The organism is Chengkuizengella sediminis, assembly GCF_010078385.1.
Taxonomy (GTDB): Bacteria; Bacillota; Bacilli; order Paenibacillales; family KCTC-33759; genus Chengkuizengella; species Chengkuizengella sediminis.
The window spans coordinates 150,543-165,889 of the sequence record NZ_SIJC01000008.1 but is presented as its reverse complement, the minus strand read 5'-3'; the positions used below and the strand labels follow the sequence as shown (position 1 = coordinate 165,889).

General features: G+C 34.0%; 16 protein-coding genes and 1 riboswitch. Of the genes, 3 read left to right on the top strand and 13 right to left on the bottom strand.

What is annotated here, in order from left to right:
• Positions 1 to 23: 23 nt before the first annotated feature.
• The 13 genes from EPK97_RS16125 to gcvH all read right to left on the bottom strand — a co-directional run bounded on the left by EPK97_RS16125 (position 24) and on the right by gcvH (position 10,650).
• Positions 24 to 446, bottom strand: a complete 423-nt coding sequence (locus EPK97_RS16125; protein WP_162037650.1) for a hypothetical protein — start codon at positions 444 to 446, stop codon at positions 24 to 26.
• Between the two features lie 61 nt (positions 447 to 507).
• The gene (locus EPK97_RS16120) at positions 508 to 1,974 is read right to left on the bottom strand and encodes a DUF4153 domain-containing protein (RefSeq protein WP_162037649.1); all 1,467 of its coding nucleotides are present in this window, start codon (positions 1,972 to 1,974) and stop codon (positions 508 to 510) included.
• A 67-nt stretch (positions 1,975 to 2,041) separates the two neighbouring features.
• A complete protein-coding gene (locus EPK97_RS16115) occupies positions 2,042 to 2,689 on the bottom strand; it encodes a DUF1700 domain-containing protein (RefSeq protein ID WP_162037647.1) in 648 nt (215 codons plus the stop codon).
• Positions 2,676 to 3,017: a PadR family transcriptional regulator gene (locus EPK97_RS16110; protein ID WP_162037646.1), complete on the bottom strand. Its 342-nt coding sequence runs from the start codon at positions 3,015 to 3,017 to the stop codon at positions 2,676 to 2,678. Before EPK97_RS16110 ends, EPK97_RS16115 begins: the two co-directional genes overlap by 14 nt.
• Before the next feature lie 122 nt (positions 3,018 to 3,139).
• Positions 3,140 to 3,967, bottom strand: a complete 828-nt coding sequence (locus EPK97_RS16105; protein ID WP_162037645.1) for a YheC/YheD family protein — start codon at positions 3,965 to 3,967, stop codon at positions 3,140 to 3,142.
• A 124-nt stretch (positions 3,968 to 4,091) separates the two neighbouring features.
• On the bottom strand, positions 4,092 to 5,207 hold the full coding sequence (locus tag EPK97_RS16100) for a 2-aminoethylphosphonate aminotransferase (RefSeq protein ID WP_162037644.1): 1,116 nt from the start codon (positions 5,205 to 5,207) through the stop codon (positions 4,092 to 4,094).
• A 14-nt stretch (positions 5,208 to 5,221) separates the two neighbouring features.
• On the bottom strand, positions 5,222 to 6,349 hold the full coding sequence (gene aepY, locus EPK97_RS16095) for a phosphonopyruvate decarboxylase (RefSeq protein ID WP_162037678.1): 1,128 nt from the start codon (positions 6,347 to 6,349) through the stop codon (positions 5,222 to 5,224).
• Positions 6,350 to 6,435: 86 nt separating this feature from the next.
• Positions 6,436 to 7,179, bottom strand: a complete 744-nt coding sequence (locus tag EPK97_RS16090; RefSeq protein ID WP_338075724.1) for a YheC/YheD family protein — start codon at positions 7,177 to 7,179, stop codon at positions 6,436 to 6,438.
• Between the two features lie 32 nt (positions 7,180 to 7,211).
• Positions 7,212 to 8,114, bottom strand: a complete 903-nt coding sequence (aepX, locus tag EPK97_RS16085) for a phosphoenolpyruvate mutase (protein ID WP_162037643.1) — start codon at positions 8,112 to 8,114, stop codon at positions 7,212 to 7,214.
• Positions 8,115 to 8,282: 168 nt separating this feature from the next.
• Positions 8,283 to 8,996: a DUF421 domain-containing protein gene (locus EPK97_RS16080; RefSeq protein WP_162037642.1), complete on the bottom strand. Its 714-nt coding sequence runs from the start codon at positions 8,994 to 8,996 to the stop codon at positions 8,283 to 8,285.
• A gap of 159 nt (positions 8,997 to 9,155) precedes the next feature.
• Positions 9,156 to 9,332: an HAD family hydrolase gene (locus EPK97_RS16075; protein ID WP_205690277.1), complete on the bottom strand. Its 177-nt coding sequence runs from the start codon at positions 9,330 to 9,332 to the stop codon at positions 9,156 to 9,158.
• A 9-nt stretch (positions 9,333 to 9,341) separates the two neighbouring features.
• Positions 9,342 to 10,061, bottom strand: a complete 720-nt coding sequence (locus EPK97_RS16070) for an endonuclease/exonuclease/phosphatase family protein (protein ID WP_162037641.1) — start codon at positions 10,059 to 10,061, stop codon at positions 9,342 to 9,344.
• Between the two features lie 199 nt (positions 10,062 to 10,260).
• Positions 10,261 to 10,650 (bottom strand): glycine cleavage system protein GcvH, encoded by a 390-nt coding sequence (gcvH, locus tag EPK97_RS16065; protein WP_162037640.1) that lies wholly within the window; start codon positions 10,648 to 10,650, stop codon positions 10,261 to 10,263.
• A gap of 332 nt (positions 10,651 to 10,982) precedes the next feature.
• A riboswitch (glycine riboswitch) is annotated at positions 10,983 to 11,081 on the top strand.
• A 221-nt stretch (positions 11,082 to 11,302) separates the two neighbouring features.
• On the opposite strand from gcvH, the gene gcvT reads away from it, so the two are divergent.
• Genes gcvT through gcvPB form a run of 3 tightly spaced genes read left to right on the top strand, consistent with a single transcriptional unit; the run spans position 11,303 to position 15,228 of the window.
• The gene (gene gcvT, locus EPK97_RS16060; protein ID WP_162037639.1) at positions 11,303 to 12,421 is read left to right on the top strand and encodes a glycine cleavage system aminomethyltransferase GcvT; all 1,119 of its coding nucleotides are present in this window, start codon (positions 11,303 to 11,305) and stop codon (positions 12,419 to 12,421) included.
• A gap of 3 nt (positions 12,422 to 12,424) precedes the next feature.
• A complete protein-coding gene (gene gcvPA / locus EPK97_RS16055) occupies positions 12,425 to 13,774 on the top strand; it encodes an aminomethyl-transferring glycine dehydrogenase subunit GcvPA (RefSeq protein ID WP_162037638.1) in 1,350 nt (449 codons plus the stop codon).
• Positions 13,771 to 15,228 carry an aminomethyl-transferring glycine dehydrogenase subunit GcvPB gene (gene gcvPB, locus EPK97_RS16050; RefSeq protein WP_162037637.1) on the top strand — a complete coding sequence of 486 codons (1,458 nt, stop codon included), beginning with the start codon at positions 13,771 to 13,773 and terminating at the stop codon, positions 15,226 to 15,228. Before gcvPA ends, gcvPB begins: the two co-directional genes overlap by 4 nt.
• Positions 15,229 to 15,347: the final 119 nt, after the last annotated feature.

The window sequence follows — 15,347 nt, the reverse complement described above, 5'->3', positions numbered from 1 at the left end:
GATGATTCTAAATTGCTCTATTATTAATACCCATAAATTTTTAATAATGGTTTCATGTAATAACGATAACAATCATTATAAAACTTGAAAACTTGAAAATCCCCATCTTGAGCTAATTCAATGTATTCTTCAAAATCACCTTCTGTATAACTAGATATCGTTGATCGCCAAAATTGTATGTTTAAACGATTAGTTTTTAAAACTGCGATTTTAAATTCCCACTTTCCATTAAATCGATCAAAAAGTTGAATCGCTTCATTTTTAGTTATTACTAAATCATCAAAAAGGGAATTGCTAAAATAATCATGGTATTCATAGATGGATTCACTATCAGAATGTGGTGTGAATTGAACGATGGTCCCTTTCATTCTCTGCTCATCGAAAATCAGTATTTGTTTTATCATAAATTCCTTTTCGTTTTCGATTGATTTGACTTCAATATTCATCATTTCACCCGTATTTGTAAGTATTGTCGTAACATGGAATTAGTCATTCTTCTGTGAAAATTCACTCTAAGTTAAGGTTCTTTAATCGCTCTTCAGTTGTATATCTAGTAAAATTGAATGATTGCCAAGACATTTCATTCTCAATTAATTCATTTTTACGTATTTGCAGTTGTTCTTTTATTTCGTATTCTATATCTTTAGGATTTGTTTCATATAAATCAATTAGTTCGATGATCCCAGGATCTGACTGACTCAAATAATGCACATCAATAACCCCTGTTTCCTCATATCTTTTCATATTTTCATTCACAATGAATTGATCTACATTCATGACATTCAAAAACGTGTAATAAATTAATGCAGATATAAAATAAAAATGTCGGATCGTTAATCTGTCAATCCATACCTTAACTAAAGTATAGGCAAAAACGATTCCGAGAAAGACCGTAAATGAATGTGGCAAAACTCTGTAAAATGTATATCCGTAAAATTCTTCGTATAAATTTAAACGAAGAAAGGCTGAAACAAGCATGATACCACTTGCAGTGATGAGTATCGATAACAAAATTTGTATTAACCGTTTCATCCTTCTAGAGTCAACCTTCGTAAATGTTAATACTCCGCTTAACACTGATAAATTGATCAAAGATACAAGCAGCAATTCAAAAAATCCACGACGAGCATATTCCGCATAGGTATAACCAGAATGAAGAGTGTCACTAAAGAAATATTGAAACTGTACAGACACAAATAATACATACACAACATCCAATAGAATCAAAATTGTAGCAATGATAATACCATCTAGTGTAACTAATTTCTTCTCAACTACATTAGAAGCAACAACAGTGTTAGATTTTCTTAAACTTCCAATAAAACCAAATACGGCTAAAGTATATACGATAATGATGATGGTTCTAACAATCCATTCGGCCAACGGTACATCAATCATCATATTAGGCAAGCTACTCATTAAACTACTAAATCTTTGATCTGCCGATGAAAGTAAGCCGATGACGATGACTAACACAGGGAATGATATCATAAGCCCCAGACTTATTTTTTTAAACATCTGAACATGACCTTCATCCATCTTTGTTAACATTGAAGTTTTACCTAATTTAAAAAACTGTCCAAGGAATGAAAAAGAATCAGAAATACTTTTAAAAATGAGCGAAAGAAACCTCAATTGATACCATTGTATTTTACTTTGATTTGAAATGAGTACAATATGAATAATAATCAAGCAAGGAATGATAAACGCATTCATTACGTAAAAAAATGGATTTGAATATAATAAATAACTTAATGCTAATAACCAAATGCATATTAAAAGTAAAAATCCCAATCGATGATTTGATAAAGGGAATTTGCGAAACCGCCAATAATATAACCAATAGAAAGCAACAACAAAAATGATGTACGATACCCCTACTGTTCCATGAAAAAAACTTTGTTCAAATAATACAGCTAAAAGCAGACATGCAGCTAGTAATTTTAAATCTGACTTTTGCAATTGTGAACTCATCATACATTCCCTCCAACTTATAAGAAAATTAAAGTATATAGAATTTCTATGTAGCAATTCAAAAAAATTACACCGACTTCTTTTTCCCCCAACAAAATCCTAAATAACTTATGGGATAGAGGAAAATCGTAGATGTGATACAAAGTAAAATAAATGATTCAGTCAGTAAAGGATAAAACCATTCATGAGGTATAATTTGAAATAAGACGAATATCAAAAGGGAAAGATTAGGAATAATGGCAATGGTGAACGTTTTCTTTAATAGTTTTTTCCCATTTGCACCGAAACTCTTACCAATCTCATATCCTAACAATGCCCAGAAGAACATATATAAAGTCATTAATAAAGATGGAATTGAAGTTAAATACCGCCAAACTTCGGTAAGCCACTGCAAGCCAAGTGTGAAATGTAATACAGTTAATAATCCTCCTATGAAAAAGAACAATAAGTTAACAAACAAAAAATAGATAAGTGTTCGATTATGAGAGACAGCTAATTCTTCTCGCCAAATTCTAGCCACTCCTTTAGGTGTTCCTAATCGGTCTGTAATGTAAAACATCCATTCTTGTTCTGTTTGAATCTCAATATTACAATCATTTGCTAACTCCGAAATATGTTGTTCATAATCAAGAAGAATTTCATCTTTTTCAGCGTGTTTCTTTAGCTCATTCCCCAATTCTTCTAAGTACTGCTTTTTCACTTTATGATAAGTCATGTTTTGTCTCACTTAATACTTTATTCATTACACTTACAAATTTTTCCCATTCTGAAGTTTTCGTAAGCAGCATTTCTTTACCTTCTTCAGTTATTCTATAATATTTACGGGCGGGTCCTTTTTTTTGTTCCTGCCAATAACATTCGATGTATGTTTGCTTCTCTAGTTTATGTAAAGCAGGATATAAAGTCCCTTCTTTTACTTGAAGAAGCTGCTCACTCCGACGTCCAAATTCTTTAGCCAGTTCATAACCGTACATATCTCTCTCGTTTAACAGCTGTAAAACAACTAATGAGGTACTCCCCTTTACTAATTCTCTATTGAACATTTTATCACCTACCTAGAAAACTTATGTATATAGATTATCATAGCATTATATTGCAAAAATATGCAAATAAAATTTCAAATTGCTTTAACAAAAAAACACAACTAGCTAAAGTTGTGAGTTGATCATGTGATTTCCCCTAATTTATTAGCGTACTTTTTTTCATGTTTAAACTTAGGTGTCAGGTCATATTTTCTACCATATGCACGTCCATATCGAACAACTTTCTCAATAGTACTCTTATCCCTAAAAAATATACGTGGATCAGGTTTTGTATTTACCTCTAATATCCATGGGTGCATTTGATCATCTAGTCCGATATCCACTCCAATTTCTTTTAAATTAGGATTATATTTTTGCAATTGCTTTGCTATCTCCAAACTCATTTGATGTAATGAATCTAAAAATTGATCTTGCTCTGTTTTATCTTCATAAAAATGGTTTAACATCTTTTTAAAATCAACGGTGATACCCCCACTACTTACATTTGTAACTATTTTTTTTGTTGGACCTATTCTTGCAGCAGAACCCGTCACTTCCCATTGGTTCTTTAAATTTTCCTGCACCATAATGCGAAGGTCCATCAATTTATTTTGATATTTAAGTAAAGAAATTCCCTTTTGAATGATATAATCTCTACTCTTCATTTGTTTCTGCAATGATTTGTATAATCCACCAAAGGTTTTAAATCGTTTTACGCTGGTGGTATTTTGGAGCTTGAATCTTATTCCATTTCTATTTGACAATTTATTTATTTTCATAACCCCCACTCCTCCGCCACCTTTGACTGGTTTAACATACACCATCTTATGTCTCTTTAGCATCCTTTGGAGTTTTTGAGAGTTTAACCTTTCAGTCTCAGGAACAAATTTTCTTAAAGTACGATTTTGTAATAGTACAACAGTCTTCTCCCATTTACTAGCTATAACTCTATCAATTGAGATCGTAATCACCTCCAACTACATATACTGTATTTTATGCAGGTGATCAAAAATGGTATGGACTGCTTAACATGGTAAAGCGTCTATTTTTTGAATGTTTTCACTGAGAATCCAATGATTTTACATCATTCAGAGTTCATATTTCAACCGATATACTTGTAAGATAATGTTCTAACAAATCTAAAAAAGTATCAATATCCTTGTAAGTAATAGCGCCGATATTTGCTATTCTAAACGTATTGAATTCATCCAATTTTCCAGGATAAATCATTATATTATGTTTGTAGAAATATTGATGCATATTGGGGAAGTTATATTGAGAAATGTCTGGTTCTATGATTGCAGTAATGATTTTGGAGTGGTGAGCTTCTGGTACTAAGTATGATAATCCTAAACGGTATGTTCCACTAATTAACCTCTCCCATGAACGAGTATACCTAATATATCGTTCAGTAATACCCTCTTCTTGTAATTCTATAATAGCTTGTTTTAGTGCATACATCGTTTGAACAGGTGGTGTAAATCGCATTTGTTTGTTTTTGGAAAAATATTTGTATTGCTCATACAAATTCAAATAATAACTCCTAATATCTGCATTCTCTAACTGTTCTAATTTGCTTACTTTTGCAATAACAAACGAAATGCCAGCCATTCCCTGAAGATTTTTGTTGGAGCTTGCTGCCAAATATGATATGTTCATTTCATTCATCTGAATTGGAATTGCAGCATAAGAACTCATAGCGTCAACAATAAGATCAATTTCATGTTTAACACAAATCTCTCCAATCAATTTCACATTATTTAACAAACCTGTTGTTGTTTCATGATGCACTACAGCAAGATGAGTAATTTTTCTTGTACAAGTTTGAATCGTTTGTTCTAAAAGGTTTAAGTCTATCGCATGATAGGGAACACTTTTAAACTCTACAACATTCAATTTATAAGTATTAGCAATCTTAACCATCCGTTCACCATATGCACCATTATTGATAATGAGTAGAGAATCATCCTGAGACACACATGAACATAAAATGGATTCCACTGCTGAGGTACCAGATCCACTAAATAAAACGGTAACATAGTCAGTAGGATCAGCAACAAATTGAGTTAGATCTGTGGAGACAGAATTCATAAGTTGACCAAATTCAACTTCACGAGGACAAATATCTGGCACGACTTGCGCCCATTTGACACTATCTGTAGTTGTTGCCGGACCTGGATTTAATAAAATATTTCGCTTAATACTATTCATTTATGATTCACCCTTTATTTACTAAAAAATTGCATTAATCTCTTTTTAACCTCATAAGGTTTAATCGAAGGACGACCTAACTTACTTTTAGATTCTTTGGAAATTTCCAAATATAGAAAAGTTAATCCTTTGTTTTCTTTCCACTTATTTATTTCATTCACTAGTTCATTTAAGTTGTGTATATATATTGAATTTACATATCCACATGAAGCAGCTATATTAATAAAATCAATATTATGAGATACTGTACTTTGCGCGCCAGTAGATTCATAAGCATGGTTATCTAATAATATATGAAGCATATTCTTCGGGTGATTGTAACCGTTCGTAGCTAAACATCCCATTCTCATAAGTAACGAACCATCACCATCAAGGACAACTACATTGTTATCAGGTCTAGACAAAGCTACACCTAATCCTATTGAGCTAACACATCCCATTGAGCCAACCATATATAAATTATTTTCTGCATCCTCGATTTCATATAATTCTCTACCGGTTTTTCCTGTTGTAGCAATCTGAATAGTTTGATGATCTTTCAGTTCATTAATCACTTTCAAAGCCTCGAACCTAGAAGGAATCTGATTCATTGAATGATAGTTCATTGTATGATGATTTACATGAGTAACTAAATGCTCTTTTTTTAATTTTTCTTCAGTAAAAGTACCTTTTCTCACAACGAAGAAAAAACAACGATTATTGTCCAAATGCTTATTTGCAAGGTATAATTGCTGTATCGCTTCATCTAAATTTGAGGACAAATATTGCCATTCGACCTGCATTAAATCAAGCATCTTTGTTGTTATCTGACCCATCAATTCATGCTGTGGCTCATCTGATATCCCTTCCTCCCCTCGTAAACTCACGAAACCAAGAAAAGGGATTCGAAATGGAAATATCAGAGAGGTTAATGGAGATACGGCGTTTGTTAATCCAGAATTTTGCATAAGAACAACAGGTTTAATACCTCCTATTGAAATTCCTGATGCTATCGCTACTGCTTCACCTTCATTTGTTGCAGTAATATATTCACATTCATTCGCTGCAAAATTAATTAAACTTTTTAGGAAAGAACATGGAACTCCTATATATTTTAAAAATTTCAATTTTTTTAATTCATCACCAAACATTTTTGTTTCAATCAAACACTCTCACCTTACCTTCTGCAACTAAATAAGTTATGAAGAAATGCCCGTACTATAATTAGTAGGGCACTATGATCTCAACATTAACTTCTTGCATATCTCTTAATTCTCCGATACATTCTTTTATCCTCAAGCATCTTAAAATGTGAGGTGAATGGTTTTAAGTTTGCTTCAAGAATCCATACATGACCCTCCTGATCCAAAGCTATATCTAACCCAAATATACGATTTTTCTTATAATATTTAACTAAGTGGTGAGCTGTAGTTAAAGCAACTCTATCAATTTTCCTTAGTAGTGATTTATATGATAGATTTTTAATTGTAGACATCTGAATAGCTGAACTGGCTGGTAAAACTTGCCCTTTACTCCTTGTTATGTTGGAGACTATAAATCCTTCCCCAGCAACCTTTGCTACCTTTCCTGTAACCACCCATTTATTAGAGCCTTTCTTCCTTTGAGTTATAACTCTTAAGTCAAAAGGACATTGATTGATTGTAGGTCTGAAGATACTTTGCTGAATAATATAATTATCGATTTTATCTTTCAAATACTTATAAGTTTTTTCTTTCCCCTTTTTTGTAACAATGTTATCTTCACTATGAATTTTATATTGATTATTTCCCTCTGTAGACACTAATATAACTCCACGTCCTCTACTCCCTTTGGAAGGTTTTAATATCACATGCTCATATTTATCGAGTAACAGCCATAAATCTCCTTTATCCATCAAGTATGTTTCAGGTACGTACGGAATCAAGGCTTCATTATTCATCATATACTGATATTTCGCCCATTTGTGTTTGCTTATATTCCCCAGCGTAAACACCTCCTTTTTTTCAAAAGTTAATTTCAAATAAATTACTGTCTGTAATTTTTTTCAGTTGTATTTTTTCTAGGGAGATATTTACGTTCTGCTAAATGAAGCTCATTAGAATTTTGCAGCCTAAAGACCTCTTCAAGGGCAGCTACCAGGTTTTCAGCGCGAAATATACTTTCATCACGATAGATCATTCCTGAAATATTTTTTATTGCATCAATGGAGGCTCTTAAATTGTGATTCGCCCAAATCACTAAATTAGCACCCACATCCTTAAACAGTTCAGTTGGTGTAGTATAATATTTCGTAGGTACAAGTACAATTGGACTTCTTCCCGACCATTCTTTCATAAACGATTCGATCTCTGTAAAATCTGACTTTTTGCTGTGAATGAGTATAGCATCCGCTCCTGCTTCTCGATATGCTTCTGCACGTTTCAGAGCTTCATCTAAGCCCCAACCTGTTATAAAAGCTTCCACTCTGGCTACTACAATGAAATCATCATCTGTTTGAGCATCTTTCATTGCTTTAATTTTGCCTGAAAATTCATCAATGTCTGCAAGCGGTTGAGTAGCAGCATTAATGAATGAATTCGTTTTAGGAAAAAGTTTATCTTCTATACATACTCCTGCAATGTGACGCTGTTCTAATTTTTTAACGAGCCGTCTTGCATTATTAAAATTACCGAAACCTGTATCTCCATCAAATAGGATTGGAATGTTCGTAGCATCACTCATAAACTCTAAAATTTCCAACACTTGGGTCCAAGAAGCCTCATTATTGTCTCTAACTCCCATCGAAGCTGAGATCGATAATCCACTTGCCCATATTCCTTTAAACCCTGTTTCTTGTACAATGGCTGCTGATAAACCGTTATGCGCTTCCATAATAAAATCCAGCTCTTCTGAAGTGAGGATTTGTTTTAATTGTTCTGTTTTTTTCATAAAGTTCCCCTCTCACTCAAATTACAAATTTTATGTTGGTTTTTAAAAGATGTTCTATTATCATATGCAGCCTTTTATTTTTGGGGAATGGCATTTTATCTGCGAATGATGCAGAAGATCAAAAATAAAAGATCCTCAGCATTTACGAAATCATTTGCTGGGATCTTCTTAATGCTCTATTGGAGGAATTTGCGTGGGTAAATTTTTAGACACATGAATTTCTAAATTCTCATTCACAGAAGCAAAGAATACCTCTTCTTTTCTTTCACTTTGATTAAGAAGCTGGGTCTCTAACCACTTCATGTCTTTTTGAATATAAGATAATACTTTTTCAGAAACGACTCCATCTAAAATAATGGGATAAGAAAATTTTTCATGTTTTAAATCTAGATTAAGATTCTCAACAGTGACGGCTGATTTCATTGGTTTCTTGTAAACAGATAACTTACCACTTGGTTCTAATATTGCCATCTCAACATCTTCAATATTAAATATATCTTTTTCCCGTAACATTTGAAGAATATTATCAATAGAATAACGTTCTTTTTTCAAATTATCTTTTAATAAATTTCCATTATGAATGACTACAGTAGGTTCAAAAGTAACCCATTTACCAAATGTCCTACTTTTTATCATTATGGTACTTACTATACGCTGCAGTAAACCAATTAATATTATTGCCAAAACTGTTGGTAAATGCTCTATATTAGGATCTCCAATATCTGCTCCGACTACAGCACCTATCGCAATTACAATGACAAAATCAAACACAGGAATCTCGCCTACAGACCTCTTTCCCATATAAAGTGCCATGATTAAAAGGAGGGGAAAAATTGTGACAACACGTAATGAAACAATTAAAAAATCCTTAAGATAATCCAATCTCTTTACCTGCCTTAGTTTAATCTCAGAAAATAACTAAAGATGATAAAGTATATTATTTCCAAGTCTGAAGGTCATTAAGCACTTTAATCACTATGGTCAGAAAGAATTAGAAAGTCATGTTTACCCACTACAACAAATACAAGTAATTTTTGACAGTTATAATACATCTAAAATATCATCAAATCTATCAATTTTATAATCATATTGTTCAACATTTCCAAATCCATAAGAGGCATACATGAAAGGAATTCCTGCAATTTTTGCTGCATTTATATCTCCAACAATATCACCAACATAAATGGGGCTTTTCAAGCACTTATTATGATTCGACATGACATAACTCTATAAATTAAAGGTCGCAGTTAATGGATAGTGGTCTGAGTATCCATTCGAATCACCCACAAATGCATCCGTTACATTTGTTCCAGATAATGTGATGATCCAATCGATACTAGCACCTCTTTCAGTTGTAGAAGGTCTATTTACATTTGGATTCGTAATATCCCAAGTATCATCTAAATTTACTGGGTTGGATATTCCATTAATCGGTACTTGATTTAATAAATAACGCATGACACTCGTGTTAATTCTCGCATTAAAATCACCAACCGCTATAGCAGTGCAATTGGATGAACCTGATTGATGTAGGTCAATTAGCTGTGCTAATTGAATCGCGTGGTTTTCCTTAGTTGACTCTGGAGTAAAGCAAATATGATTATTATAAAAATAAAATTCTTCCTCTGTTTCATTGTCAAAAAGAAGTAACCATGTGATATAACGATCAAAACCACCACATATTGATCCAAGCACAGTACCTTGATCTAAGATCATAAAACGATTATTTTTTAGTAAAATAGGGTTGTCATAATTACCTGAAATGTTAAATTCAATTAGTTCATAATCGTTAGATAATGCTGTTTCTAGGTAGGCTCTTTGTGTATCTAAAGCTTCTTGAAGTCCTACAATATCTGCATCCAAATCTAAAATGATATCTACAATTCCACTTCTTCTATCGCGCCAAGTTCTTCGATCAGCCAAAATGTTGAAGCTCATCGCTTTCATTATATGACACCTCCTCTCTAAAAGGATTATTATATAATATGCTTTTTGAGAGGAAGTGCTTGTGTTAACGACATGGAATGTTCGTCCATTTTAAAACTATATTTTTATTGATTAGCATAATATGGAAATAAGTTCAGTTGGATCATATAACAAAAAAGCACTATTCCAACGGAATAGTACTCTAATTTTTTACATCAACCTATTCAATAACAGCACGATAACCTTCAGCAGTAAGTAACTTGCTCAATGCTTCTTTCACATCGCCTTCAACTTCCACTTCAACTAACCAGCCACTATCATATGGTTCTGCGTTCACTTTTTCTGGTTCACCTTCTAAGACATCATTAATTTTTGTTACTTTTCCAGATACGGGATAATAAATTTCGGACACCGTTTTTACTGACTCAATAGTACCCATTACATCACCTTCAGAAAAACTGTCTCCAACTTCCGGAAACTCTACAAATACAATGTCTCCCAACTGTTCTTGTGCATAATCAGTAATTCCAATACGCACAATTTGTCCTTCTACTGATAAAGTCCATTCGTGGTCTTCACTATACGCTAAATTCTCTCTTAATTCACTCATCTTCAACGCCTCACTTCAATCATTATTATTGTTAAAATATGTGAGTTCTATTCTAAGTCGGTAGTTAGTTCATTGGTCAATCCATTGTACTGACTTTAAAATCGAACTTTCATGGTTAAAAACTGAATTATGTATGGTTATGATACACATCAGACAGTTTTATCTGTCATCATCCGCATCAAAGTTTGCTGTCTAACACAGCATAAAACAGTATGTAAGGCTATGTCAATATTCAGATTAAAAAAATAGTTTGAAAAATTATTATTGACACCTTTCACTATAGAAGAATATAATTTTGATATACATGTCAGGAACAACAACATAATATGCGGATGATGGTAGCGGGAGAGATTACCATAGTATTGCAGGTAACGCCGAAGGAGTAAGCCTTCACAGGTGAATCTCTCAGGCAAAAGGACCTTTACTTGACGCACCTCTGGAGAGAATCCTGTTTCTTAAAGGATCACCCAAGGGGAAACTTATGCAAAACTATTTTTTAATCTTTTACATATTTTTGTGTAAGACAACTCTCAGGTACAAAGGACAGAGCATGGGGATAATAACTATGAACGCTTCAATATTTGGGCTAACATAGGTACATTCTTATGTCTGTCTTTTTTTGTGTTTTCAATCTTATAGAAGAGGTGAAGAAATGAGTGAATTAAAAAGAACCCCTTTGTTTAACTTATATGAAAAGTACCCATCTGCACGTTGCATTGATTTCGGAGGTTGGGAATTACCTGTTCAATTTTTCGGGATTCAAAAAGAACATGAAGCTGTCCGAAACCAAGCAGGACTCTTTGATGTTTCTCATATGGGTGAATTTATCGTAACCGGTAAGGATGCTGAGCATTTTATTCAACATATGACAACAAATGATATAACAAAGTTGAATTTGAACCAAGCACAATACACATTAATGTGTTATCCCGATGGCGGAGTGGTTGATGATTTATTAGTTTATAAAATCAGCGAAAACGAATTCATGTTAGTTGTTAATGCTTCAAACATAGACAAAGATTTAGAGTGGTTACAAAAACACATCACAGGCGATGTTATCATTGAAAATAAATCAGATCAAACGGCATTATTAGCACTTCAAGGACCTAATGCTGAAAAAATCTTATCTCGTGTTACTGACAATGACATTCGTTCACTGTCCCCCTTTCACTTCATTCATCAAGCGACAGTATGTGGCGTAGAGGTACTACTTTCTCGAACTGGGTATACTGGTGAAGATGGTTTTGAAATTTATTGCTCATCAGAAGATGCACCTATAGTATGGGAAGGTTTATTAAATACGAGTGAACCTGAAGAACTTACTCCTGTTGGATTAGGTGCTCGTGATACCCTCCGTTTTGAAGCAAGACTTCCACTTTATGGCCAAGAACTATCTAAAGACATCACACCATTAGAAGCAAGTGTCGGCTTCTTCGTTAAATTAGATAAAGGTGATTTCATAGGAAGAGATGCATTGGCAGAACAAAAACAACAAGGTCTAACAAGGAAATTAGTAGGCATTGAAATGATAGATAGAGGAATTCCTCGTTATGGATATTCCGTATTTGTTGGTGATGACAACATCGGAAAAGTAACTACAGGTACACAATCTCCAACTTTAAAAAGGAATCTTGGTTTAGCTATCTTAGATATCGATTACACAAAATTAGATACTGAAATTTGGGTTGAAATTCGTGGTAAAAAATTAAAGGCCAAAGTAATTAAAGCCCCATTTTATAAAAGACCAAAAGTGACGAAAGAAGGAGAATAACTTATGAAAAAGCATCGATATATACCGATGACAGAACAAGATCAAAGTGACATGCTCGCTACGATCGGTGCAAATTCCGTCGAAGAATTATTTTCAGATATCCCTGAATCGATTCAATATAAAGGGACTATGCCAATGTCTGGAGCGTTAAGTGAGCCAGAATTATTAAAACATATGAGTGAATTAGCTGAGAAAAATGCGGACTTTGAACAATATCCTAGTTTTTTAGGTGCTGGTATTTATGACCATCATATTCCAGTTGTAATCAACCATATGATCTCTCGTTCTGAATTTTACACGGCGTATACACCTTATCAACCTGAAATTAGTCAGGGGGAATTACAGGCCATTTTTGAATTCCAATCCTATATTTGTGAATTAACGGATATGAAAGTTGCAAACGCTAGTATGTACGATGGTTCCACAGCATTAGCTGAAGCGGCAGCCTTAGCAAGTGGAGCTACAAGACGCAAACGTATTGTCGTTTCCAAAACAGTTCATCCTGAAGCTCGTGAAATATTACAGACAACTGCACATGGTTTAGGGCTTGAAGTCGTAGAAGTTGGATTTACGAATGGCGTAACAAATGTTGATGAACTTAAAACATCAATTAATGAAGATACTGCTGCTGTTTTGATTCAATCTCCAAACTTTTTTGGTTGTATTGAAGATGTTAGAAGCATTGAACCTTTTGTTCATGAGAAAAAAGCATTACTTGCACTTAGTGTGAACCCAATATCCCTTGGGTTGTTAGAATCTCCTGGTAAACTTGGTGCAGATATTGTAGTTGGTGATGCACAACCACTGGGAATCCCTGCAGCACTTGGTGGTCCAACATGTGGATTTTTTGCAGTAACTGAGAAGCTAATGCGACGTATACCAGGTAGAATTGTTGGCCAAACAACAGATATAGATGGGAAACGAGGATTTGTATTAACTTTACAAGCACGTGAACAGCATATTCGTCGTGAAAAAGCGACATCTAATATATGTTCAAACCAAGCTTTGCTTGCACTATGTGCATCTATTTATATGTCCACTATGGGTAAAGTTGGAATGCAAGAAGTAGCTGGGTTAAACATAAACAAGTCACATTATGCAGCACAGCAGTTCTCTGAGTCTGGCAAACTTGCATTTAAAGCTCCATTTTTCAATGAATTTGTTGTAAAACTTCCTGAAGGAACGGACTTAAAAGCTATCAATTCTAAATTAATTGAAAAAGGTTATATCGGTGGTTTTGATTTAGGAGCTTCTTATCCTGAGTTAGAAGGACATATGTTATTGGCTGTTACAGAACGAAGAACGAAAGATGAAATTGATGGATTCATCCGTGAACTGGAGGAAATCATATGAAACCCGAAAAAAAATTGATTTTTGAACTTAGTAAACCTGGACGTGTTGCATATTCTTTACCAGAATGTGATGTTCCTGAAGTATCTCTAAATGAAGTTGTACCAGAAACAATGATTCGTAGCAAAGCAGCCGAGTTACCTGAAGTATTTGAAGTAGACGTAATTAGGCACTACACTGAATTATCTCGCTTAAACTTTGGGATCGATAATGGCTTTTACCCACTTGGTTCTTGTACTATGAAGTACAATCCTAAAATTAATGAAGATACTGCTCGTTTTCCAGGATTTGCAAAGATCCATCCTCACCAACCAGAAGAAAGTATTCAAGGCGCCCTTGAATTGCTTTATACACTTCAAAATGATTTAGCTGTATTAACAGGTATGGATCAAGTAACATTACAACCTGCTGCTGGTGCACATGGTGAATGGACAGGACTTATGATGATCCGAGCTTATCATGAAAGCCGTGGCGAAAAAAGATCAAAAGTAATTGTTCCAGATTCCTCTCATGGAACGAATCCTGCAAGTGCAACAACTGCTGGATATGAAACCATTACGATTAAATCTGATGAGCGTGGAATGGTTGATTTGGATGCTTTACGTGATGCTGTAGGTGACGATACTGCTGCATTGATGCTTACTAATCCAAGTACACTAGGATTATTCGAACAAGAAATTGTAGAAATTGCAAATATCGTTCATGAAGCAGGCGGATTGTTATATTACGATGGTGCAAATTCAAATGCCATAATGGGAATTACTCGCCCAGGGGATATGGGGTTTGATGTAGTACATTTAAATCTTCACAAAACAATGAGTACTCCTCATGGAGGTGGAGGTCCTGGTTCTGGTCCAGTTGGAGTGAAGAGTAAACTGATCCCATTCCTACCAAAACCAATTGTTAATAAAAACGAAGATGGCTCATTCTATTGGGATTATGATCGTCCTCAATCTATCGGTCGTGTAAAAGCATACTATGGAAATTTTGGTATTCTCGTACGTGCATACACGTATATGCGCACATATGGACCAGACGGATTAAAACGTGTCTCTGAAGTAGCTGTCATCAATGCTAACTATATGATGCATCGTTTAGCCCCATATTACGAGGTTGCTTATCCAGGGGTATGTAAACATGAATTTGTTTTATCTGGTCGAAAATTAAAACAATACGGTGTGCGTACACTAGATGTCGCTAAACGATTACTTGATTTTGGATATCATCCACCAACAATATACTTCCCTCTTAATGTTGAAGAATGTATTATGATTGAGCCAACGGAAACAGAAAGTAAAGAAACACTTGATGGATTCATTGACACCATGATTCAAATTGCTAAAGAAGCTGAAGAAAACCCTGAAATGGTCATTAATGCTCCGTATGATACGGTTGTAAAACGTTTAGATGAAACAACAGCAGCACGAAAACCAGTATTGAACTGTTCTTGTGGTTAATAGTTACACCCTAAAAAAAACAATTGAAAAAGCCGATATTTCCTACACTAAGGAGATTTCGGCTTTTATATTGACCCAAGAATAAAAAGTACTAATATGATTGCAGCACCTTTTCCAAA